Source organism: Neobacillus sp. PS3-12 (genome assembly GCF_030915385.1).
Lineage (GTDB): Bacteria > Bacillota > Bacilli > Bacillales > Cytobacillaceae > JAEVLT01.
Genome location: NZ_CP133268.1, coordinates 2730319 through 2752836 on the forward strand (window position 1 = coordinate 2730319; position 22518 = coordinate 2752836).

At 40.1% G+C, this 22518-nt stretch carries 30 protein-coding genes and 1 riboswitch; all 30 genes read left to right on the forward strand.

Translation table 11 applies throughout. The annotated features are described in order from the left end of the window. Positions 1 to 106: 106 nt before the first annotated feature. Positions 107 to 3706, forward strand: coding sequence for a DNA-directed RNA polymerase subunit beta' (rpoC, locus tag RCG17_RS13830; RefSeq protein WP_308175656.1), 3600 nt, complete (start codon positions 107 to 109; stop codon positions 3704 to 3706). Between the two features lie 140 nt (positions 3707 to 3846). Then, on the forward strand, positions 3847 to 4095 hold the full coding sequence (locus RCG17_RS13835; protein ID WP_308175657.1) for a 50S ribosomal protein L7ae-like protein: 249 nt from the start codon (positions 3847 to 3849) through the stop codon (positions 4093 to 4095). 104 nt (positions 4096 to 4199) lie between these two features. Beyond that, entirely contained in the window at positions 4200 to 4622 is a 423-nt protein-coding gene (rpsL, locus tag RCG17_RS13840; RefSeq protein ID WP_026565517.1) for a 30S ribosomal protein S12, read from the forward strand. 42 nt (positions 4623 to 4664) lie between these two features. Continuing rightward, positions 4665 to 5135 (forward strand): 30S ribosomal protein S7, encoded by a 471-nt coding sequence (gene rpsG / locus RCG17_RS13845; protein WP_308175658.1) that lies wholly within the window; start codon positions 4665 to 4667, stop codon positions 5133 to 5135. 121 nt (positions 5136 to 5256) lie between these two features. Next, complete coding sequence (gene fusA, locus RCG17_RS13850; RefSeq protein ID WP_308175659.1) at positions 5257 to 7338, forward strand: elongation factor G; 2082 nt, start codon at positions 5257 to 5259, stop codon at positions 7336 to 7338. A gap of 130 nt (positions 7339 to 7468) precedes the next feature. Further along, positions 7469 to 8656, forward strand: a complete 1188-nt coding sequence (gene tuf / locus RCG17_RS13855) for an elongation factor Tu (RefSeq protein ID WP_308175660.1) — start codon at positions 7469 to 7471, stop codon at positions 8654 to 8656. A gap of 218 nt (positions 8657 to 8874) precedes the next feature. Beyond that, a riboswitch (SAM riboswitch) is annotated at positions 8875 to 8980 on the forward strand. Between the two features lie 124 nt (positions 8981 to 9104). Next, on the forward strand, positions 9105 to 9821 hold the full coding sequence (locus tag RCG17_RS13860; RefSeq protein ID WP_308175661.1) for a phosphoadenylyl-sulfate reductase: 717 nt from the start codon (positions 9105 to 9107) through the stop codon (positions 9819 to 9821). 12 nt (positions 9822 to 9833) lie between these two features. Further along, a complete protein-coding gene (locus RCG17_RS13865; RefSeq protein WP_308175662.1) occupies positions 9834 to 10913 on the forward strand; it encodes a sulfate permease in 1080 nt (359 codons plus the stop codon). Positions 10914 to 11022: 109 nt separating this feature from the next. Beyond that, on the forward strand, positions 11023 to 12177 hold the full coding sequence (sat, locus tag RCG17_RS13870; protein ID WP_308175663.1) for a sulfate adenylyltransferase: 1155 nt from the start codon (positions 11023 to 11025) through the stop codon (positions 12175 to 12177). Positions 12178 to 12193: 16 nt separating this feature from the next. Continuing rightward, positions 12194 to 12796 (forward strand): adenylyl-sulfate kinase, encoded by a 603-nt coding sequence (gene cysC / locus RCG17_RS13875; RefSeq protein ID WP_308175664.1) that lies wholly within the window; start codon positions 12194 to 12196, stop codon positions 12794 to 12796. A 101-nt stretch (positions 12797 to 12897) separates the two neighbouring features. After that, complete coding sequence (locus RCG17_RS13880) at positions 12898 to 13632, forward strand: sirohydrochlorin chelatase (RefSeq protein ID WP_308175665.1); 735 nt, start codon at positions 12898 to 12900, stop codon at positions 13630 to 13632. A gap of 390 nt (positions 13633 to 14022) precedes the next feature. Next, positions 14023 to 14331 (forward strand): 30S ribosomal protein S10, encoded by a 309-nt coding sequence (gene rpsJ / locus RCG17_RS13885; protein WP_009336571.1) that lies wholly within the window; start codon positions 14023 to 14025, stop codon positions 14329 to 14331. A gap of 39 nt (positions 14332 to 14370) precedes the next feature. Further along, positions 14371 to 14997: a 50S ribosomal protein L3 gene (gene rplC / locus RCG17_RS13890; protein ID WP_308175666.1), complete on the forward strand. Its 627-nt coding sequence runs from the start codon at positions 14371 to 14373 to the stop codon at positions 14995 to 14997. Positions 14998 to 15026: 29 nt separating this feature from the next. Then, on the forward strand, positions 15027 to 15650 hold the full coding sequence (gene rplD / locus RCG17_RS13895) for a 50S ribosomal protein L4 (RefSeq protein ID WP_308175667.1): 624 nt from the start codon (positions 15027 to 15029) through the stop codon (positions 15648 to 15650). After that, positions 15650 to 15934, forward strand: coding sequence for a 50S ribosomal protein L23 (gene rplW / locus RCG17_RS13900; RefSeq protein WP_308175668.1), 285 nt, complete (start codon positions 15650 to 15652; stop codon positions 15932 to 15934). Before rplD ends, rplW begins: the two co-directional genes overlap by 1 nt. A 26-nt stretch (positions 15935 to 15960) precedes the next feature. Continuing rightward, a complete protein-coding gene (gene rplB / locus RCG17_RS13905) occupies positions 15961 to 16791 on the forward strand; it encodes a 50S ribosomal protein L2 (protein ID WP_308175669.1) in 831 nt (276 codons plus the stop codon). A 60-nt stretch (positions 16792 to 16851) separates the two neighbouring features. Then, positions 16852 to 17130, forward strand: coding sequence for a 30S ribosomal protein S19 (rpsS, locus tag RCG17_RS13910; protein WP_308175670.1), 279 nt, complete (start codon positions 16852 to 16854; stop codon positions 17128 to 17130). 18 nt (positions 17131 to 17148) lie between these two features. Continuing rightward, on the forward strand, positions 17149 to 17490 hold the full coding sequence (rplV, locus tag RCG17_RS13915; RefSeq protein WP_308175671.1) for a 50S ribosomal protein L22: 342 nt from the start codon (positions 17149 to 17151) through the stop codon (positions 17488 to 17490). A 3-nt stretch (positions 17491 to 17493) separates the two neighbouring features. After that, complete coding sequence (gene rpsC / locus RCG17_RS13920) at positions 17494 to 18150, forward strand: 30S ribosomal protein S3 (RefSeq protein WP_308175672.1); 657 nt, start codon at positions 17494 to 17496, stop codon at positions 18148 to 18150. A gap of 1 nt (position 18151) precedes the next feature. Next, the gene (rplP, locus tag RCG17_RS13925; RefSeq protein ID WP_308175673.1) at positions 18152 to 18586 is read left to right on the forward strand and encodes a 50S ribosomal protein L16; all 435 of its coding nucleotides are present in this window, start codon (positions 18152 to 18154) and stop codon (positions 18584 to 18586) included. Further along, positions 18576 to 18776: a 50S ribosomal protein L29 gene (rpmC, locus tag RCG17_RS13930; protein ID WP_251472022.1), complete on the forward strand. Its 201-nt coding sequence runs from the start codon at positions 18576 to 18578 to the stop codon at positions 18774 to 18776. The genes rplP and rpmC overlap by 11 nt, the downstream gene beginning before the upstream one ends. A 22-nt stretch (positions 18777 to 18798) precedes the next feature. Then, positions 18799 to 19062, forward strand: coding sequence for a 30S ribosomal protein S17 (gene rpsQ / locus RCG17_RS13935; RefSeq protein ID WP_308175674.1), 264 nt, complete (start codon positions 18799 to 18801; stop codon positions 19060 to 19062). Between the two features lie 39 nt (positions 19063 to 19101). Beyond that, complete coding sequence (gene rplN, locus RCG17_RS13940) at positions 19102 to 19470, forward strand: 50S ribosomal protein L14 (RefSeq protein WP_308175675.1); 369 nt, start codon at positions 19102 to 19104, stop codon at positions 19468 to 19470. Positions 19471 to 19507: 37 nt separating this feature from the next. After that, entirely contained in the window at positions 19508 to 19816 is a 309-nt protein-coding gene (gene rplX / locus RCG17_RS13945) for a 50S ribosomal protein L24 (RefSeq protein WP_308175676.1), read from the forward strand. A 26-nt stretch (positions 19817 to 19842) separates the two neighbouring features. Continuing rightward, positions 19843 to 20382 (forward strand): 50S ribosomal protein L5, encoded by a 540-nt coding sequence (gene rplE / locus RCG17_RS13950; protein WP_308175677.1) that lies wholly within the window; start codon positions 19843 to 19845, stop codon positions 20380 to 20382. A 24-nt stretch (positions 20383 to 20406) separates the two neighbouring features. Next, a complete protein-coding gene (locus tag RCG17_RS13955; protein WP_256237720.1) occupies positions 20407 to 20592 on the forward strand; it encodes a type Z 30S ribosomal protein S14 in 186 nt (61 codons plus the stop codon). Between the two features lie 30 nt (positions 20593 to 20622). Further along, on the forward strand, positions 20623 to 21021 hold the full coding sequence (rpsH, locus tag RCG17_RS13960; protein ID WP_256237719.1) for a 30S ribosomal protein S8: 399 nt from the start codon (positions 20623 to 20625) through the stop codon (positions 21019 to 21021). Between the two features lie 31 nt (positions 21022 to 21052). After that, positions 21053 to 21589, forward strand: a complete 537-nt coding sequence (rplF, locus tag RCG17_RS13965) for a 50S ribosomal protein L6 (RefSeq protein WP_308175678.1) — start codon at positions 21053 to 21055, stop codon at positions 21587 to 21589. 32 nt (positions 21590 to 21621) lie between these two features. Continuing rightward, positions 21622 to 21984: a 50S ribosomal protein L18 gene (gene rplR, locus RCG17_RS13970; protein ID WP_308175679.1), complete on the forward strand. Its 363-nt coding sequence runs from the start codon at positions 21622 to 21624 to the stop codon at positions 21982 to 21984. Between the two features lie 24 nt (positions 21985 to 22008). Beyond that, positions 22009 to 22509 carry a 30S ribosomal protein S5 gene (gene rpsE / locus RCG17_RS13975; protein ID WP_308175680.1) on the forward strand — a complete coding sequence of 167 codons (501 nt, stop codon included), beginning with the start codon at positions 22009 to 22011 and terminating at the stop codon, positions 22507 to 22509. Positions 22510 to 22518 lie beyond the last annotated feature (9 nt).

Genomic DNA, 22518 nt, shown 5'->3' on the forward strand with positions numbered 1-22518 from the left:
AACAGTCTTCAATGGCTCTTGGCTTTTGTCTCAAGGGGTTGGGGCGTGCGCTGCCACTTTTTTCGCAAATAGGGTAAAACCTGAGATCAAAAGGGAGGTAGGCCCCTTGCTGGACGTTAATAATTTTGAATATATGAAAATCGGCCTTGCATCACCGGATAAAATCCGTTCTTGGTCTTTCGGTGAAGTGAAAAAGCCAGAAACCATTAACTATCGTACATTAAAGCCTGAAAAGGATGGCTTATTCTGTGAAAGAATTTTCGGTCCAACAAAGGACTGGGAGTGCCACTGCGGAAAATATAAGCGTGTTCGTTATAAAGGCGTAGTTTGTGACCGATGCGGTGTTGAAGTAACGAGGGCAAAAGTTCGTCGTGAACGCATGGGACATATTGAATTAGCAGCACCTGTTTCCCATATCTGGTACTTTAAAGGGATCCCTAGCAGGATGGGACTTGTCTTGGACATGTCACCTCGTGCTTTAGAAGAAGTCATTTATTTTGCCTCCTATGTTGTAACAGAATCCGGCGATACTGCTCTGGAAAAGAAACAGCTATTATCCGAAAAAGAATACCGCGCATACCGCGATAAGTATGGTAATAAGTTCCAGGCATCAATGGGTGCTGAAGCAATTAAAAAGTTGCTTTTTGATATCGACTTAGATAAAGAAGCCGATTTCTTAAAGGAAGAGTTAAAAACGGCTCAAGGCCAGCGTCGTACACGTGCCATTAAACGCCTTGAAGTGATTGAGGCATTTCGCAGTTCAGGAAATGAACCTTCATGGATGATCCTTGACGTACTTCCAGTTATTCCGCCGGAACTTCGTCCTATGGTTCAATTAGATGGCGGAAGATTTGCAACATCTGATTTGAATGACCTTTATCGTCGTGTTATTAACCGTAATAACCGTTTAAAACGTTTATTAGACCTTGGTGCACCAAGCATTATCGTACAAAACGAAAAGCGGATGCTCCAAGAAGCTGTTGATGCATTAATCGACAATGGACGCCGTGGTCGTCCTGTAACAGGTCCTGGTAACAGACCATTAAAATCACTTTCCCATATGTTAAAAGGGAAACAAGGCCGTTTCCGTCAGAACTTGCTAGGAAAACGTGTTGACTATTCAGGACGTTCCGTTATTGTCGTTGGTCCAAATTTAAAAATGTATCAATGCGGACTGCCAAAAGAAATGGCAATTGAATTATTCAAGCCTTTTGTCATGAAGGAATTAGTTGAAAAAGGCTTAGCACATAATATTAAATCTGCAAAACGCAAAATTGAACGAGTGTCACCAGAAGTTTGGGATGTGCTTGAAGATGTTATTAAGGAGCACCCTGTACTTTTAAACCGTGCCCCAACTCTTCACAGATTGGGAATTCAGGCATTTGAGCCAACCATTGTAGAAGGTCGTGCGATCCGTCTGCATCCGCTTGTATGTACTGCTTATAATGCAGACTTTGATGGAGACCAGATGGCTGTACACGTACCGTTATCTTCGGAAGCGCAAGCAGAAGCACGGTTACTTATGCTCGCTGCCCAAAACATCTTGAACCCTAAAGATGGTAAACCGGTTGTTACACCTTCACAGGATATGGTACTTGGTAACTATTACCTCACCCTAGAACGAGAAGGCTCAGTCGGTGAAGGTATGATTTTTAAAGATATAAATGAGGCATTGATTGCATATCAAAATGGATATGTACACTTCCATACAAGGGTCGCTGTACATGCAGGTTCATTGAACAATGAGACATTTACGGAAGAACAAAATGAGAAGCTGTTAATTACGACAGTTGGAAAACTTATTTTTAATGAAATTCTGCCGAAGTCATTCCCATATATTAATGAGCCAACAAGAGACAACTTAGAAGTCAAAACACCAGAAAAGTATTTTGTTGAAAAAGGTGAAGATGTAGTTGCGCGAATTAAATCGATGCCACTAGTTGATCCGTTTAAAAAGAAAATTCTTGGAAATATCATTGCAGAGGTATTCAAACGTTTCAAAATAACAGAAACGTCTAAAATGCTTGACCGTATGAAGGACCTTGGATTTGCTTATTCAACAAAAGCTGGTATTACTGTTGGGGTCGCTGACATCGTCGTATTAGGTGAGAAACAGGAAATTCTTCATGAAGCTCAAATCAAAGTAGATAACGTTATGAAGCAATTCAGACGTGGTTTGATTACAGAGGATGAGCGTTATGACCGTGTTATTTCTATTTGGAGTCAGTCGAAGGATACGATTCAAGGAAAACTAATGAAATCCTTGAATAAAACAAACCCAATCTTTATGATGAGTGACTCTGGTGCCCGTGGTAATGCATCGAACTTTACTCAGCTTGCTGGTATGCGCGGATTGATGGCCAACCCGGCTGGACGGATTATTGAGTTGCCAATCAAGTCAAGTTTCCGTGAAGGTTTAACGGTATTAGAGTACTTTATCTCTACCCATGGTGCCCGTAAAGGTCTTGCTGATACAGCCCTTAAGACAGCAGACTCAGGTTACTTAACACGTCGTCTCGTGGACGTTGCTCAGGATGTTATCATTCGTGAAGATGATTGCGGCACAGACCGTGGTTTAATAATTAAAGCTCTAAAAGACGGAAATGAAATCATTGAAGCTTTAGATGAGCGTCTAATTGGCCGCTATGCTCGCCGAGCAATCAAACACCCTGAAACAAAAGAAGTTATTGTTGCAGAAAATGAATTAATAACAGAAGATCTTTCTGAGGTTATTGTCGCAGCAGGTATTGAGGAAGTTTCGATTCGTACTGCCTTTACTTGTAATACGCGTCATGGTGTTTGTAAGAAATGTTATGGCCGTAACCTTGCAACTGGCCAAGAGGTTGAAGTCGGTGAAGCGGTTGGAATCATTGCAGCCCAATCCATTGGTGAACCAGGTACACAGTTAACAATGCGTACATTCCACACTGGTGGGGTTGCCGGAGCCGATATCACTCAAGGTTTACCGCGGATTCAGGAAATTTTTGAAGCGCGTAATCCAAAAGGGGTTGCCGTTATTTCTGAAATTGATGGGGTTGTGGTTGGTATCAATGAAGGCCGTGACCGCCAGCATGAAGTCGTAATTCAGGGTGAAGTGGAATCACGCACCTATACTGCTCCATACACATCAAGATTAAAAGTAGCAATTAACGATAAGATTGAGCATGGTCAGGAATTAACTGAAGGTTCGATTGACCCTAAAGAATTAATCAAAGTTAGAGATGTTAACTCCGTTCAAGAATACCTGCTGCGTGAAGTGCAAAAAGTTTACCGCATGCAAGGTGTTGAAATTGGCGACAAACATATCGAAGTAATGGTACGACAAATGCTTCGTAAAGTTCGCGTTATTGATGCAGGTGAAACAGATGTACTCCCTGGCACCTTGCTAGATATTCACCAATTCACTGATGCCAACGAAAAAGCATTGTTATCTGGTAACATGCCAGCAACTGGACGTCCAGTATTGCTCGGAATTACAAAAGCATCGCTTGAAACGGATTCCTTCTTGTCTGCTGCTTCCTTCCAAGAAACCACAAGGGTTCTTACAGATGCAGCAATCAAAGGTAAACGTGATGAGCTCTTGGGCTTGAAAGAAAATGTTATCATCGGAAAACTTGTTCCAGCTGGTACAGGTATGCAACGCTACCGTAAAGCTGAACCTGTTTTAAGAGATACAACTTCTGAAGAAACAGTAACAATTGAGTAAACTTCATTCCAGCGGTGCTTGCTACTTTTGCAAGCACCGCATTTTAAAGAAAAAAATCAATTATTTATTTGACATGGCTGTATAAAAATGATACTATATCAAAGGTGCTTCATTCACCTGATACTTTGGAGGATATGAAAATGTCTTATGAAAAAGTATTACAGGCAAATAAAGTTATTATTGGAACAAAACAAACAGTCAGGGCACTGAAAGAAGGAAATGTAAGTGAGCTAGTGGTTGCAGAGGATGCAGATCCTAATGTAACAGATTTGCTGATCAAGCAAGCTAACGATGCAAACATTCCGGTTGTACATGTGGATTCAAAGAAGAAACTTGGAAAAACATGTGGAATAGAAGTTGGTGCAGCAGCTGTGGCTATTATTCATTAAAAACTGTTTTTGTAGATCAACCATACTACAAAGACGTTGTTTTTTGTAAAAAAATGAACCACCTGGATGTGTGGGCTTAGAAAAAATGAAGGGAGGAAAAAGTAATGCCTACTATTAATCAATTAGTGCGCAAGCCTCGTCAATCAAAAGAGGAAAAGTCAAAATCACCTGCGCTAAATAAAGGTTACAACAGCTTCAAAAAGTCACAAACTAATGTGTCTTCACCACAAAAACGCGGTGTATGTACTCGTGTTGGTACAATGACTCCAAAGAAACCAAACTCAGCGTTACGTAAATATGCTCGTGTACGTTTGACAAATGGTATTGAGGTGACAGCATACATTCCTGGTATCGGCCACAACCTTCAAGAGCACAGTGTTGTTCTTATTCGTGGAGGACGTGTAAAAGACTTACCAGGGGTACGTTATCATATCGTACGTGGAGCTCTTGATACTGCTGGTGTAAACAACCGTATGCAAGGCCGTTCTAAATACGGTACTAAGAGACCAAAAGCAGCTAAAAAATAAATTTATTAAATAAATAGAGCTTGTTTGAAAGGAGGAAATAAAATGCCACGTAAAGGTCCTGTAGCAAAAAGAGACGTGTTACCTGATCCACTTTACAATTCAAAATTAGTTACTCGTCTAATCAACAAAATGATGATCGATGGTAAAAGAGGTAAGTCACAAGAAATCCTTTATTCTGCATTTAACACCATTCGTGAACGTTCTGGTAAAGAACCAATGGAAGTTTTTGATGCAGCAATGAAAAATATCATGCCTGTATTAGAAGTAAGAGCACGCCGTGTAGGTGGTGCAAACTATCAAGTACCAGTTGAGGTACGTCCTGATCGCCGTACTACTTTAGGTCTTCGCTGGTTAGTTAACTATGCGCGTCTTCGCGGAGAAAAAACAATGGAAGAGCGTTTAGCTAACGAAATCTTAGATGCAGCTAACAACACTGGCGCATCTGTTAAGAAGCGTGAAGATACACATAAAATGGCCGAAGCCAACAAAGCTTTTGCACACTATCGTTGGTAATCTAACCGTCATATTGAAACACGCCGCTTGTTTAGTTTCTACAAGCCGGCGTTGTTTTACATATGCACAATCAGGAAATACTAGTAAATAAAATACTTAAAAAAGGAAGGAGAAAGACATTATGGCAAGAGAGTTCTCCTTGTATAATACTCGTAATATCGGGATCATGGCTCACATTGATGCTGGTAAAACGACTACCACTGAACGTGTTCTTTATTACACTGGTCGGATCCATAAGATTGGTGAAACACATGAAGGTGCGTCCCAGATGGACTGGATGGAGCAAGAGCAAGAGCGCGGAATCACAATCACTTCCGCTGCAACTACTGCACAATGGAAAGGCCACCGCGTTAACATCATTGACACTCCAGGACACGTAGACTTCACAGTTGAGGTTGAACGTTCTTTACGTGTACTTGATGGTGCGGTAGCAGTACTTGATGCACAGTCTGGTGTTGAGCCTCAAACTGAAACAGTTTGGCGTCAAGCAACGACTTACGGAGTACCACGTGTAGTATTTGTTAATAAAATGGATAAAATTGGTGCGGATTTCTTGTATTCTGTTGGAACTATACATGACCGTCTGCAGGCAAATGCCCACCCAATTCAATTACCGATTGGTGCAGAGGATCAGTTTGAAGCAATCATTGATTTGGTAGAAATGAAAGCTCATTTCTATACCAATGATCTTGGAACTGATATCGAAGTCAGAGAGATTCCAGAAGAGTACAAAGCTCAAGCTGACGAATACCATGAAAAATTAGTAGAAGCAGTTGCAGAACTTGATGAAGTGTTAATGGAAAAATACCTTGGTGGAGAAGAAATCTCTGTTGAAGAGCTAAAAGCTGCTATTCGTAAAGGTACTGTTAATGTTGAATTCTATCCTGTTATTTGCGGTTCTGCATTTAAAAACAAAGGTGTTCAGTTGATGTTGGACGCTGTTATCGATTATCTTCCTTCTCCATTAGATGTACCTTCAATCAAAGGTCATAATATTGATGATGAAGATGAAATAATCGAACGTCATTCAAGTGATGAAGAGCCATTCTCTGCTCTTGCATTTAAAGTAATGACAGACCCATATGTTGGTAAGTTAACGTTCTTCCGTGTTTATTCTGGTACACTTGAGTCTGGTTCATATGTTCAAAACTCAACAAAAGGTAAACGCGAACGTATTGGTCGTATCCTGCAAATGCATGCAAACTCCCGTAAAGAAATTGATAAGGTTTATGCCGGTGACATTGCTGCTGCAGTAGGTTTAAAAGATACAACAACTGGCGACACTTTGTGTGATGACAAAAATCTTGTTATCTTAGAGTCAATGCAATTCCCTGAGCCAGTAATTCAACTTTCAGTTGAACCAAAATCAAAAGCAGACCAAGATAAAATGACAACTGCTTTGCAAAAGCTTCAAGAAGAAGACCCTACATTCCGTGCACATACTGACCAGGAAACTGGACAAACAATCATCGCTGGTATGGGTGAACTCCACCTTGATATCATCGTTGACCGTATGCGCCGTGAATTTAAGGTTGAAGCAAATGTAGGTGCACCACAGGTTGCTTATCGTGAAACTTTCCGTTCATCGGCATCAGTTCAAGGTAAGTTTGCTCGTCAATCTGGTGGACGCGGACAATACGGAGATGTTTGGATCGAATTCTCACCTAATGAAGAAGGTAAAGGATTTGAATTTGAAAATGGTATTGTTGGTGGTGTTGTACCACGTGAATATATTCCTGCTGTTGAAGCTGGTTTAAAAGATGCCCTTCAAAGAGGTGTACTTGCTGGTTATCCTTTAGTTGACATTAAAGCAAGACTTTTTGATGGTTCATACCATGATGTTGACTCCTCTGAAATGGCATTTAAAATTGCTGCATCTTTAGCACTTAAAAATGCTGCTTCGAAGTGTACTCCAGTTATCCTTGAACCGATAATGAGAGTAGAAGTTGTTATTCCTGAAGAATACCTTGGGGATATTATGGGACAAATAACTTCTCGCCGTGGTCGTGTAGAAGGAATGGAAGCACGCGGTAATGCACAAGTAGTTCGTTCTATGGTTCCACTTTCAGAAATGTTTGGTTATGCAACTGCACTTCGTTCTAGTACACAAGGACGTGGAGTATTCTCTATGCACTTTGATCACTACGAAGATGTACCAAAGTCAATTTCTGAAGAAATTATCAAAAAAAATAAAGGTGAATAATTGATTTTCACCAAACTATAAAGTATAACTATTTTTGTAAGTCTGGAAACTGTAGGATGAGCGCTCATTTTGCAGTTTTCATACCAATATACTTAAAATTAATTTTTTAATCCAAAGGAGGATTTTTCTAATGGGAAAAGCTAAATATGATCGTTCAAAGCCACACGTTAACATTGGTACAATCGGACACGTTGACCATGGTAAAACTACTTTAACTGCTGCTATCACTTCTGTTCTTGCTAAGCAAGGTAAAGCTGAAGCTCGTGCATATGATCAAATCGATGGTGCTCCAGAAGAAAGAGAGCGTGGAATCACAATCTCTACTGCCCACGTTGAATATGAAACTGATGCTCGTCACTATGCACACGTTGACTGCCCAGGACACGCTGACTATGTTAAAAACATGATCACTGGTGCTGCTCAAATGGACGGCGGTATCCTAGTTGTTTCTGCAGCTGATGGTCCAATGCCACAAACTCGTGAGCACATTCTTCTTTCTCGTCAGGTAGGCGTACCTTACCTTGTTGTATTCATGAACAAGTGTGATATGGTTGATGACGAAGAATTATTAGAGTTAGTAGAAATGGAAGTTCGTGACCTTCTTACTGAATATGAATTCCCTGGTGATGATATTCCTGTAATCAAAGGTTCTGCTCTTAAAGCATTAGAAGGCGACGCTGCATGGGAAGCAAAAATCAACGAACTTATGGATGCAGTTGACAGCTATATCCCAACTCCAGAGCGTGACAACGCAAAACCTTTCATGATGCCTGTTGAGGATGTATTCTCAATCACTGGTCGTGGAACTGTTGCAACTGGTCGTGTAGAGCGTGGACAAGTTAAAGTTGGTGACGTTATTGAAATCGTTGGTTTAACTGAAGAGCCAAAATCTACAACTGTAACTGGTGTTGAAATGTTCCGTAAGCTTCTTGACTATGCAGAAGCTGGTGATAACATTGGTGCGCTTCTTCGTGGGGTTGCTCGTGAAGAAATCCAACGTGGTCAAGTACTTGCAAAACCAGGTACAATCAAGCCACACACAAAATTTAAAGCACAAGTATATGTTCTTTCTAAAGAAGAAGGTGGACGTCATACTCCATTCTTCTCAAACTATCGCCCACAGTTCTTCTTCCGTACATCTGATGTAACAGGAGTAGTTCATCTTCCTGAAGGAACTGAAATGGTAATGCCTGGCGATAACATCGAAATGACAGTTGAACTTATCGCTCCTATTGCGATCGAAGATGGAACTAAGTTCTCTATTCGCGAAGGCGGACGTACAGTTGGCGCTGGATCTGTTACAGTAATCGAAGGATAATTTTAATTAATAATAGAAGAAGCAGATGGGTGACGATCCATCTGCTTTTTTGCATCCTCAAATTCCTCTTATCTAATTCCTGATTTTTTTGACAACTTCTAAGTTTTCCATTGACAATTACCTTGAATACTGTTAAATTAAATTAAACCGATATAATAACTTGGAATTAAAAGCTTGCTTTTCGATATTCCGTTTTGGTTTTTGAAAATCATTTATCCATCTTATCAAGAGTGACTGAGGGACTTGGCCCCATGATGTCCGGCAACCTGCAGCAAGCAAGGTGCTAAATCCAACAAAATGTGAGACCATTTTGGAAGATAAGGTAAATATATTACCTTTGAAAGCTTTCCAAAATGGAAAGTTTTTTTGGCGAGTGCAACTATGCCTCTGTCTTCGCCCTTTTGGGCTTGCCAGTCGGCGAGTTTTCTTTATGAATGGAGGAAGAAAAATGTCAGAGCTTCTTACCTATGAATCAATCGATAACAGTTCTTTACCGGAATTTCCGATTGATAATGATACAAAGGGAGCACTAAATGTATTGCAGTGGGCATATCAAAATTATTCCGATGATGAATTAATCTATGCCTGCAGTTTTGGTATCGAGGGTATTGTTCTTATCGATCTAATTTCAAAAGTAAATGACAGTGCAAAAATAGTTTTTCTAGACACTGATCTTCACTTTGAAGAGACATACCAATTAATTGACCAAGTAAAACAAAAGTATCCAAACTTAAGAATTGAAATGAAGAAGCCGGCAATTACTCTCGAACAACAAGCTGAACAATATGGTGATAAGCTTTGGGAGCGAGAGCCTAATAAATGCTGTGAAATTAGAAAGGTCATTCCATTAAATGAGGTACTGAGCGGTACAACAGCATGGCTTTCAGGTTTGCGCAGAGAGCAATCCGAAACAAGAAAAAATACGCTGTTCCTAAATAAAGATAATAAATTTAAAGCAATTAAAATCTGTCCATTAATTCACTGGACTTGGAAGGATATCTGGCGCTACGCACATAAAAATCAGCTTCCATATAATATCCTTCATGACAAAGGTTACCCAAGCATCGGCTGCAAACCTTGTACAAATCCTGTTTGGAACGAAGAAGATCTTCGTGCAGGAAGATGGAGTGGTAGCGGTAAAACAGAGTGCGGACTACACTTATAAGAGGGAATCTAAATGATATTAACTTATGCGGCTTGTGCCGTCGCCTTGTTTTTTGCATTAAACATTGGGGCTAGTGGGGCAGCTGCCTCCATAAGCATCCCCTACGGATCCGGTGCACTCCCCAATCGGAAATTAGCCTTACTGCTTTGCGGGATTGCTATTTTTGCAGGCGCTGTTTTAGGGGGGTCTGAAGTTGTTAAAACAATTGGGAGTAATATTATCCCCCATCAGTTTTTGACGGTAAAGGTTGTTCTGATTATCTTATCATCTGCAGCAGTCGCCCTGTTTATTGCCAATATTTTAAGTATACCTCTTTCAACCAGTGAAATTACCGTTGGAGCAGTGGTTGGTGTAGGGGTTGCTAAACATGCACTCTTTATTAATAATATACTGGTGATTGTAGGGTTTTGGTTTCTGATTCCTGCTATTGGTTTTTCATTCGGATTTCTGTTCGGTAAAGTCATTAAAAGGATTGAACAGAAATTTCCTCAAGTAAAGAGAGGCAAATGTAAAAAGATCCTATCCATTTTTGTCATTATAGTTGGCTTTTTTGAATCATTTTCAGCTGGAATGAATAATGTGGCTAATGCAGCTGGTCCAATTGTTGGTGCGGGAATTGTCTCCACACATACAGGAATTTTAATTGGTGGTTTTATTATTGCTATAGGCGTTGTTCTCCTTGGAAAAGGTGTCCTGCAAACAAATGCTAAGAGGATCACAAAATTTTCTTTGCTTGAAGGTGGAGCTATTTCAGGAACTGGAGCTGTTCTTGTAATCTTATCTTCACTTTTTGGATTGCCGGTTCCATTGACACAAGTGACAAGTACAGCGATTATGGGATTAGGCGTTGCTCAAAAGGGCAAGGAAATTTTTAAAACAAAGGTTATCAGTAAAATTGTTAAAGTATGGATTGTATCCCCGTTCTTGGCCCTTGTCATTTCGTATGGATTTATTAAAATGTTTGTAGACTCTGATATGTACGCAGTCGTTGTATTATTTAGCGTATGTGCTGCAACATTGGGAATAATAAGCCTTGTCAAAACCATTAAGGAAGAAAGCCGGACTACCTTTGAAGGCGGAGGCGGAATATAAAATTTATTCCTAGTAAATTAATATGAATAATGGACTTTCGGACATAATCCTAGTAAAATAATAAGAATAATAGACATTTAATTGACAATAAAATTTGGAGGAATGGAACATGACAGTTAGTAAGCCACATGGAGGCACGTTAATCAATCGTTGGGAACCTTCTTATGACTATAAAAATATTGAAAAAGAAATTGAAATAGACTTTATGGCATTAAGTGACCTTGAGCTAATTGGTGTGGGCGCCTACAGTCCAATTGAGGGATTTATGGAACAGAAAGATTATGAGTCTGTTGTTAAAACGATGCGTCTTGCAGATGGAACGGTATGGAGCATTCCGATTGCTCTACCAATTTCAGAAGAAACAGCACAAAACATCAAAGTTGGCGATGAAGCAAGACTAGTATTTGATCACGAAACATATGGAGTTATTACTGTATCCGATATTTATCGTCCCGATAAGACATTCGAAGCAGAGAACGTATATCGCACCGCTGAGGAAGCTCACCCTGGCGTTAAGAAATTGTATAGTCGTGGAAATGTCTATATTGGTGGGAAAATTAAACTTATCAAACGTATCGTTCGTGATAAATTCCAAGAATTCCACTTGGACCCTGCAGATACTAGAAAGATATTCGCAGAAAAGGGCTGGGAAACCGTGGTTGGTTTCCAAACAAGAAATCCTGTTCATAGAGCACATGAATATATTCAAAAAACAGCACTTGAGTCTGTTGATGGTTTATTTTTAAATCCACTAGTTGGTGAAACTAAATCTGATGATATTCCTGCTGATGTCAGAATGGAAAGCTATCAAGTTCTTTTGAAAAACTATTATCCTGCTGATCGTGTCTTTTTAGCTGTTTTCCCTGCAGCAATGCGCTATGCCGGGCCAAGAGAAGCCATTTTCCATGCAATGGTGAGAAAAAACTTTGGCTGCACACACTTTATTGTCGGGCGTGATCATGCAGGTGTAGGCGAATATTACGGAACATATGATGCGCAAAAGATCTTTAGTAATTTTACTCAAGAGGAGTTAGGTATTACTTTATTTTTCTTTGAACATAGTTTCTATTGCAATAAGTGCGGTAACATGGCATCAACGAAAACTTGCCCACATGGCAAAGAGGATCGTGTTATTCTCTCCGGTACAAAGGTTAGAGAAATGCTTCGCAGCGGTCAGCTTCCTCCAAGTACATTCAGCCGTAAAGAAGTAGTAGAAGTCTTGATCAGAGGCATGCAAGAAGAAGAAGAAACGGTAAAAGCTTAAGGAATCGGAGTGAATAATGTTGGAAAAGAGTACAAATGTTGTCTGGCATGAAGCATCCTTATCAAAGGATGCCCGAAGAAAACAAAATGGCCATCATAGCTTTGTGATTTGGTTTACAGGACTTTCAGGTTCAGGAAAATCAACTGTTGCCAATGCAGTGGCAACACGTTTATACGAGAACGGTGTTCGCAACTATGTGTTAGATGGAGATAATATTCGCCATGGTTTAAACAAAGATCTTGGCTTTTCTGAGGAAGACCGAAAAGAGAACATCCGAAGAATTGGTGAGGTTTCTAAGTTATTCGTCGATGGCGGACAGGTTGTCTTAACAGCATTTATCTCACCTTTCTTGCTTGACCGCCAAGTTGTACGTGATTTACTTAAAGAAGATGAATTTGTGGAAGTATTCGTTAAATGCCCAATCGAGGAATGTGAAAAAAGGGATCCGAAAGGACTCTATGTCAAAGCCAGACAAGGAATTATTTCGGACTTCACAGGAATCTCATCTCCTTACGAAGAGCCCGAAAATCCTGAATTAGTTGTTGAAACAAACCTCTATTCCGTTGAGGAATGTGTAGATCAGGTTATTGCTTATTTAAAATCGAGACAATTCATTTAATTTAATAATAGACCTAAAGCGCCTTACGGAGTAGGGCGCTTTGCTTTTAAGAACTTTTAGAATATACTTAATGATCATATTCAGCAAGCGAGGATTTTAAGATGAATGCAGTGATTTATATTTGTCATGGAAGCAGGGTGGCTACCGGAAGAGAGCAAGCTGCTACCTTCATAAAAAAATGTATGAATAGAGTGAAGGTGCCAATACAAGAATATTGTTTTCTGGAATTGTCTTCACCAACCATAGAAGATGCATTTATTAGCTGTATTAATAAAGGAGCAACTAAAATAGCAGTTATCCCAGTACTGCTGCTTACTGCAGCCCATGCAAAAAAGGATATTCCAAATGAATTGGATCGCTTATCATCCCTATATCCCAATGTTCATGTTAAGTACGGCTCACCAATAGGAGTAAATCCAAAGATGGTTGAACCATTAATAGATCGAATAAAGGAAATAGGAGAAGATATAACCGAAAACTCTATGGTACTCCTTGTAGGCAGGGGGAGCAGTGATCCGGATGTGAAGAGGGATTTGAATAATGTTGCTTCCTTACTAAAGGAAAAGACCGACATTGGGAAGGTTGATACCTGCTTCTTAACAGCGGCAACTCCAAATTTGGAGGATGCGCTGCAATCAGCCAGTGAAAGTAACTTTGAGAAAATATTTGTCATACCTTATCTATTGTTTACTGGTGTTTTATTGAAGCATATTAATAAGGTTATTGAAACGCATCCGTTTAGCAGCAAGTTTTATTTATGCAATTATTTGGGATATCACTCCGCAATTGAGGAGATTTTAGTTGAAAAAGCAGAGATGCTATTGATGGATATATAAAAAGAGTTGTATATATATAGAAGAAAAGTGGATATGAATAAAGGGAGAAGCTGTGTTACCAAGCTTCTCCCTTTATATTCTTTTAATAATGTAGAGAGTTTTGGATTTATGGATAGTATCATGCAAGACCATCATTATCTACCAATTATATTCTCCTTGAAAAACCGACATATGCCCGCTATAATAATAAAAGTGTTGTGAAACATAAACAAATAAAAAGAATGTCTTGCGTTTGCTTTATGTTTTATGTATAATAGACAATGTTGGTCTTTGACTGCGATGAAGTGGGAGGTTGCTGACACACCCGGCCGCTTTGCCATGGCGCGTGTGACAGGAAAATTTCCACGGAGAATGTCTATTTTAAAAATAGGCGATAAAGGAGGGAAAATAATGGCAAAACAAAAAATTCGTATCCGTTTAAAAGCTTATGATCACAGAATCCTTGATCAATCAGCTGAGAAAATCGTTGAAACAGCTAAACGTTCAGGTGCAGCCGTTTCTGGACCGATTCCGCTTCCGACTGAAAAGTCTATTTACACGATCCTTCGTGCGGTGCATAAGTACAAAGATTCTCGTGAGCAATTCGAGATGCGTACACACAAGCGTCTAATCGACATAGTAAATCCAACTCCACAAACAGTTGATTCGTTAATGCGTTTAGACTTACCATCTGGTGTTGATATTGAAATCAAACTTTAATGACAATAAATGATTAAAAAAATTAGGAGGTGTGACTCTATGACCAAAGGAATCTTAGGAAGAAAAATTGGTATGACTCAAGTATTTGCTGAAAATGGTAACCTAATCCCTGTTACAGTAATTGAAGCTGCTGATAACGTGGTTCTTCAAAAGAAATCAGTTGAAAGCGACGGTTACGAAGCTATTCAAGTAGGTTTTGAAGATAAGCGTGAAAAGTTAGCAAACAAACCTGAAAAAGGGCATGTTGCAAAAGCAAACACTAATCCTAAGCGCTTCATTCGCGAATTCCGCGGAGTTGACTTAACAGGATATGAGGTTGGTCAAGAAGTCAAAGTTGATATTTTCGCTGCAGGCGATATTGTAGATGTAACAGGAGTATCAAAAGGTAAAGGTTTCCAAGGCTCAATCAAACGCCACGGACAATCTCGTGGACCTATGGCTCACGGTTCCCGTTATCATCGTCGTCCTGGTTCAATGGGACCAGTTGCTCCAAACCGTGTATTTAAAGGTAAAGCATTACCTGGACGTATGGGTGGAGAACAAGTTACTGTACAAAACCTAGAAATCGTAAAAGTTGACGTTGAACGTAATCTTTTATTGGTAAAAGGTAATGTGCCAGGAGCTAAAAAATCACTAGTAAAAATTAAAGGTGCAATTAAAGGATAATTAATTCATAAGAAAGGAGGGGCTAAAGAATGCCAAAGGTAACATTATTAAACCAAAGCGGTTCTCAAGTCGGTGAGATCGAACTTAATGAATCGGTATTTGGAATCGAGCCTAACCAACACGTATTATTCGAAGCGATTGTTATGCAACGTGCTTCATTACGTCAAGGAACACATAAAGTAAAAGGACGTTCAGAAGTGAGCGGCGGTGGACGTAAACCATGGCGACAAAAAGGTACTGGCCGTGCGCGTCAAGGTTCAATCCGTTCTCCACAATGGCGCGGAGGTGGTACTGTATTCGGACCTACTCCACGAAGCTACAGCTACAAATTACCTAAAAAGGTTCGTCGTTTAGCAATTAAATCTGCGCTTTCATCAAAAGTATTAGAAGAAAACATTTTAGTACTAGAAAGCCTTGCATTAGAAACACCAAAAACAAAAGACTTCAAAGCTGTTTTAACTGGTCTTTCTGTTGATAAAAAGGCACTAGTTGTTACTGCAGACTTGGATGAAAACGTAGCATTATCTGCACGTAATATTCCTGGTGTAACAGTTGTAACTGCTAATGGAATCAGCGTATTAGACGTTGTAAGCCATGATAAATTGATCATGACTAAAGCAGCTGTTGAAAAAGTAGAGGAGGTGCTTGCATAATGGATGCACGCGATATCATTAAGCGCCCCGTTATTACTGAACGTTCAACTGACTTAATGTCTGAGAAAAAATATACATTTGAAGTTGATGTTAGAGCTAACAAAACTCAAGTGAAAGATGCTGTTGAAGAAATCTTTGGTGTTGATGTTGAAAAAGTAAACATCATGAACTACAAAGGTAAATTCAAACGCATGGGTAAATTTGGCGGTTACACAAACAAACGCCGCAAAGCAATTGTTAAATTAACTGCTGACAGCAAAGAAATCGAAATCTTTGAAGCGTAAAAACTCAAGAAGAGGAGGGAAAAGAAATGGCGATTAAAAAGTACAAACCTACCTCTAACGGTCGTCGTGGTATGACAGTATCTGATTTTGCTGAAATCACAACAGATACTCCCGAAAAGTCTCTATTAGCTCCATTAAAGAGCAAAGGCGGCCGTAATAACCAAGGTAAGTTAACTGTTCGTCATCAAGGTGGCGGCCATAAGCGTCAATATCGGATCATCGATTTTAAACGTGATAAAGATGGCATTCCAGGACGCGTTGCCACTGTCGAATACGATCCAAACCGTTCCGCAAATATTGCACTAATTAATTATGTTGATGGAGAAAAGCGTTATATCATTGCTCCTAAAAACCTACAAGTTGGTGCCGAAGTGATGTCTGGACCAGAAGCTGATATTAAAGTGGGTAATGCACTTCCACTTGCAAATATCCCAGTTGGTACAGTTGTTCATAACATTGAATTAAAACCAGGTAAAGGCGGACAATTAGTTCGTTCTGCAGGAACATCTGCACAAGTGCTTGGTAAAGAAGGAAAATACGTTCTAGTTCGCTTGAATTCTGGTGAGGTTCGCATGATTCTTGCTGAATGCCGTGCAACGATCGGTCAAGTAGGTAATGAACAACACGAGCTTATCAACATCGGTAAAGCAGGACGTTCTCGCTGGTTAGGCAAGCGCCCAACTGTTCGTGGTTCTGTAATGAACCCTAACGATCACCCACACGGTGGTGGTGAAGGACGTGCTCCTATCGGACGTAAATCACCAATGTCTCCATGGGGTAAACCAACTCTTGGATACAAAACACGTAAGAAAAAGAACAAATCTGACAAATTTATTGTCCGTCGTCGTAAAAAATAACGGGACTAAGCTACGGTTCATAAAACGAACCGTAGATCAGTCGCGAAGGGAGGTTCACTTATGGGTCGCAGCTTAAAAAAAGGACCTTTTGTTGATGAGCACTTAATGACAAAGATCGAAAAGTTAAACGAAACGGAAGGAAAACAAGTAATTAAAACTTGGTCACGCCGTTCTACGATCTTCCCGCAATTCATCGGTCATACAGTCGCTGTTTATGATGGTCGTAAACATGTACCTGTATATGTTACTGAAGACATGGTTGGTCACAAGCTTGGAGAATTTGCTCCAACACGTGCATACAAAGGCCATGGAAATGATGACAAGAAAACAAGACGTTAATGAGAGGAGGACATCCTAATGCAAGCTAAAGCTGTTGCAAGAACAGTTCGAATTGCTCCTCGTAAAGCACGTTTAGTCGTCGATTTAATTCGAGGTAAGCAAGTTGGTGAAGCGGTAGCTATCTTAAACCTTACTCCAAGGGCAGCTTCTCCAATCATAGAAAAAGTATTAAAATCTGCTATGGCAAATGCCGAGCATAATTATGAAATGGACGTTAATAATTTAGTTATAGCACAAGCGTTTGTAGATGAAGGACCAACTTTAAAACGTTTCCGTCCTCGTGCAATGGGCCGTGCTAGCGCAATTAACAAACGTACTAGCCATATTACAATCGTTTTATCAGAAAAGAAGGAGGGATAACTAGTGGGTCAAAAAGTAAATCCAGTTGGTTTGCGTATCGGAATCATTCGTGATTGGGAATCTAAATGGTACGCAGGCAAAGATTTTGCTGTTCTTTTACACGAAGACATCAAAGTTCGTGAATACATCACGAAACGATTAAAAGATGCTTCTGTTTCTAAAGTTGAAATCGAACGTGCTGCAAACCGCGTGAACGTTACTATTCATACAGCGAAGCCTGGAATGGTTATCGGTAAAGGCGGTACAGAAGTTGAGGCTTTACGTAAAGCATTAAACCAACTTACTGGCAAACGTGTTCACATTAACATTCTTGAAATTAAAAAAGCTGATATGGATGCAAAATTAGTTGCTGAAAATATCGCTCGTCAATTAGAAAACCGTGTTTCTTTCCGTCGTGCCCAAAAGCAAGTTATCCAACGTGCTATGCGTTCGGGTGCAAAAGGAATTAAAACACAAGTTTCTGGTCGTTTAGGCGGAGCAGATATTGCTCGTTCAGAACATTACAGCGAAGGAACTGTTCCACTTCACACACTTCGCGCTGACATCGACTATGCTACAGCCGAAGCAGATACAACTTATGGAAAGCTTGGCGTAAAAGTATGGATCTATCGTGGAGAAGTCCTTCCTACTAAGAAGAAAACTGCGGAAGGAGGCAAATAATATGTTATTGCCAAAGCGCGTAAAATATCGCCGTCCACACCGTGGAAGTATGAAAGGTCCATCAAAAGGTGGTACTGAAGTTACTTTCGGCGAATATGGCTTACAAGCATTAGAAGCTTCTTGGATTACTAACCGCCAAATTGAGGCTGCCCGTATTGCAATGACACGTTACATGAAACGTGGCGGTAAAGTTTGGATTAAAATATTCCCACATAAAGCATTTACTGCAAAGCCTTTAGAGGTTCGGATGGGTTCTGGTAAAGGGGCACCTGAAGGATGGGTTGCTGTTGTTAAACCAGGAAGAATTATGTTTGAAATCGCAGGTGTTCCTGAAGAAGTCGCACGTGAAGCACTTCGCCTTGCAATGCACAAACTACCTATAAAATGTAAGTTTGTAAAACGTGAAGAAATTGGTGGTGAATCAAATGAAAGCTAATGAAATTCGTGACCTTACCACTGCCGAAATTGAACAAAAAGTTAAATCCTTAAAAGAAGAGCTTTTCAACCTTCGCTTTCAATTGGCGACTGGACAACTTGAAAACACAGCTCGCATTCGTGAAGTACGCAAAGCGATCGCTCGTATGAAAACTGTGATTCGTGAAAGAGAAATCAGCGTTAATAAGTAAAACACGAGAGGAGGTTCGCCCAATGAGTGAACGCAACCAACGCAAAGTTTACAGTGGACGCGTTGTTTCAGACAAAATGGATAAAACCATTACTGTTCTAGTTGAAACATATAAAAAGCATCCTCTTTACGGTAAACGCGTTAAGTACTCTAAAAAGTTCAAAGCTCATGATGAGCAAAATGAAGCTAAAATTGGCGATATCGTACGCATCATGGAAACTCGCCCACTTTCAGCTACAAAACGCTTCCGTTTAGTAGAAGTAGTAGAAAAAGCAGTTATTATATAATTGTTCGGATTAGCTTAATTCCGAAAGGAGGTTACACGCATGATTCAACAAGAAACACGTTTAAAAGTTGCTGACAACTCTGGTGCACGTGAAGTACTTACAATCAAAGTTTTGGGTGGTTCTGGCCGTAAATTTGCTGGTATTGGCGATGTTATTGTTTGTACAGTGAAACAAGCAACACCAGGTGGCGTTGTTAAAAAAGGTGACGTTGTTAAAGCTGTTGTTGTACGTACAAAGAGTGGTGCTCGCCGCCAAGATGGTTCATACATTCGTTTCGATGAAAACGCATGTGTAATTATCCGCGATGATAAGAGCCCACGTGGAACTCGTATTTTCGGACCAGTTGCTCGCGAACTTCGTGATAACAACTTTATGAAAATCGTTTCCCTAGCTCCAGAAGTACTATAATTTTTTAAATACATTGCCTTTAAGGAGGTGCGACCAGATGCATGTAAAAAAAGGTGATAAAGTCAGAGTCATCTCTGGTAAGGATAAAGGTAAAACAGGAGTAATCCTTGCTGCCTATCCTAAAGAAAGCCGTGTGCTTGTAGAGGGTATTAATATCGTAAAGAAACACGCTAAACCTTCTCAAGTTAACCCACAAGGTGGAATCATTAACCAAGAAGCACCGATTCATGTGTCAAACGTGATGCCAATCGATCCTAAGTCTGGCAACCCAACTCGTGTAGGGTACCAAACAGTTGATGGCAAGAAAGTTCGCGTAGCAAAATCCGGTGAAGTTTTAGATAAATAGTTAATTAAAGAAGGGAGGTACACTCAATGAACCGCCTAAAGGAAAGATATAATAAAGAGATCTCGCCTGCTCTAGTGAGCAAGTTCAACTATAAATCAGTAATGCAAGTACCAAAAATCGAAAAAATCGTTTTGAACATGGGTGTTGGTGACGCTGTTCAAAATGCAAAAGCACTTGATAATGCAGTAGAAGAGCTATCTATTATTACAGGACAAAAACCTGTTGTAACTCGTGCGAAAAAATCGATCGCTGGTTTCCGTCTTCGTGAAGGTATGCCGATCGGTGCGAAGGTTACTCTTCGTGGAGAGCGTATGTATGAATTCTTGGATAAATTAATTTCTGTGTCTTTACCTCGTGTACGTGACTTCCGTGGTATTTCGAAGAAAGCATTTGATGGCCGCGGCAACTACACTTTGGGTGTTAAAGAACAATTAATCTTCCCTGAAATTGATTACGATAAAGTAACCAAAGTTCGTGGAATGGATATTGTTATTGTTACAACTGCCAACACTGATGAAGAAGCTCGTGAGCTTTTAACTCAAATTGGAATGCCGTTCCAAAAGTAATCACGAAATAAGGGAGGCGAAAACGTGGCTAAAAAGTCAATGATTGTGAAACAAAAGCGCACGCCTAAATATAAAGTACAAGAGTATACTCGCTGCGAACGCTGCGGCCGTCCACACTCTGTATACCGCAAATTTAAGCTTTGCCGTATTTGTTTCCGTGAATTAGCGTATAAAGGACAAATTCCTGGTGTTAAAAAAGCTAGCTGGTAAAACCCAAAGCTGTGGAAGGAGGTAAAAATAATGGTCATGACAGATCCAATTGCTGATATGCTTACTCGCATTAGAAATGCGAATATGGTGCGTCACGAAAAGTTAGAAGTGCCTGCTTCTAATATTAAAAAACAAATCGCTGAAATTCTAAAGCGTGAAGGTTTCGTGCGTGACGTTGAATATATTGAAGACAATAAACAAGGTATTATCCGTATCTTCTTAAAATACGGTGCAAACAACCAACGTGTAATCACTGGTTTAAAACGTATAAGCAAGCCTGGCCTTCGCGTTTACGCAAAATCTGATGAGGTACCACGTGTACTTAACGGACTTGGTATTGCGTTAGTTTCAACATCAACAGGTGTTGTAACAGACAAAGAAGCTCGTGCAAAACAAATCGGCGGAGAAGTTCTAGCATACGTTTGGTAATAGATTTTTTGAATGAATGGAGGTGCACTAAATGTCTCGCGTAGGAAAAAAGCCTATCGAAATTCCAACAGGAGTTACGGTAACGTTAAATGGGAATGTTGTTACAGTAAAAGGACCTAAAGGCGAACTAACACGTACTTTTAATCCTGATATTGAGATCAAAGTAGAAGAGAACATCATTAATGTTTCTCGCCCGTCTGAATCTAAGGAGCACCGCGCATTGCACGGCACAACTCGCGCGTTACTTTCAAACATGGTTGAAGGTGTTTCCAAAGGATTTGAAAAAGCATTAGAATTAATCGGGGTCGGATATCGTGCGCAAAAACAAGGTAACAAGCTTGTGTTAAACGTAGGATATTCCCATCCAGTTGAAATCACACCAGAAGCTGGTCTTGAAGTTGAAGTTCCTGCCAATACAAAAATTATTGTAAAAGGAACAAGCAAAGAACGCGTTGGCGCATTAGCAGCTAACATTCGTGACGTTCGTCGTCCAGAGCCTTACAAAGGTAAAGGGATCCGTTATGAAGGCGAATTTGTTCGTCGTAAAGAAGGTAAAACTGGTAAGTAATGCCGCTTAGGTAAATGAAAGGAGTGACGTAAATGATTACGAAGCTTGATAAAAACGCTACTCGCAAGAAAAGACATGCCCGTGTTCGTGCGAAACTTAGCGGAACTCCAGCTCGTCCGCGTCTAAATGTGTTCCGCTCTAATCAGCACATTTATGCTCAAGTGATCGATGATATGAACGGAGTAACTTTAGCAAGTGCTTCTACAATAGAGAAAGATTTAAACCTTGAATCTACTAGCAATCTTGAAGCTGCACAAAAGGTTGGAGAATTAGTCGCAAAACGTGCGCTTGAAAAAGGTATTGAAGCGGTTGTATTTGATCGTGGAGGATACTTATACCATGGACGTATTCAAGCATTGGCTGATGCAGCCCGCGAAAACGGCCTACAATTTTAATAGTCAAAGGAGGGACACAAAAAGATGCGTCGTATTGATCCAAACAAACTTGAACTTGAAGAACGCGTTGTTACAGTTAACCGTGTTGCGAAAGTTGTTAAAGGTGGACGTCGTTTCCGTTTCTCTGCTCTTGTCGTAGTAGGAGATAAAAACGGTCATGTCGGTTTCGGTACAGGTAAAGCTCAAGAGGTACCTGATGCAATTCGTAAAGCCATTGAGGATGCAAAGAAAAACTTAGTCGAAGTACCAATGGTTGGAACAACAGTTCCTCACCAAGTAATTGGCCGCTTTGGCGCTGGTGAAATTCTTCTTAAGCCTGCTTCAGAAGGTACAGGAGTTATCGCTGGTGGTCCAGTTCGTGCCGTGCTCGAATTAGCAGGTGTTGCTGATATTCTTTCTAAATCATTAGGAACAAACACACCTATTAATATGGTTCGTGCAACGATAGAAGGACTAAAACAATTAAAACGTGCTGAAGACGTAGCTAGATTACGTGGGAAATCAGTAGAAGAACTATTAGGATAAGGGGGAAAC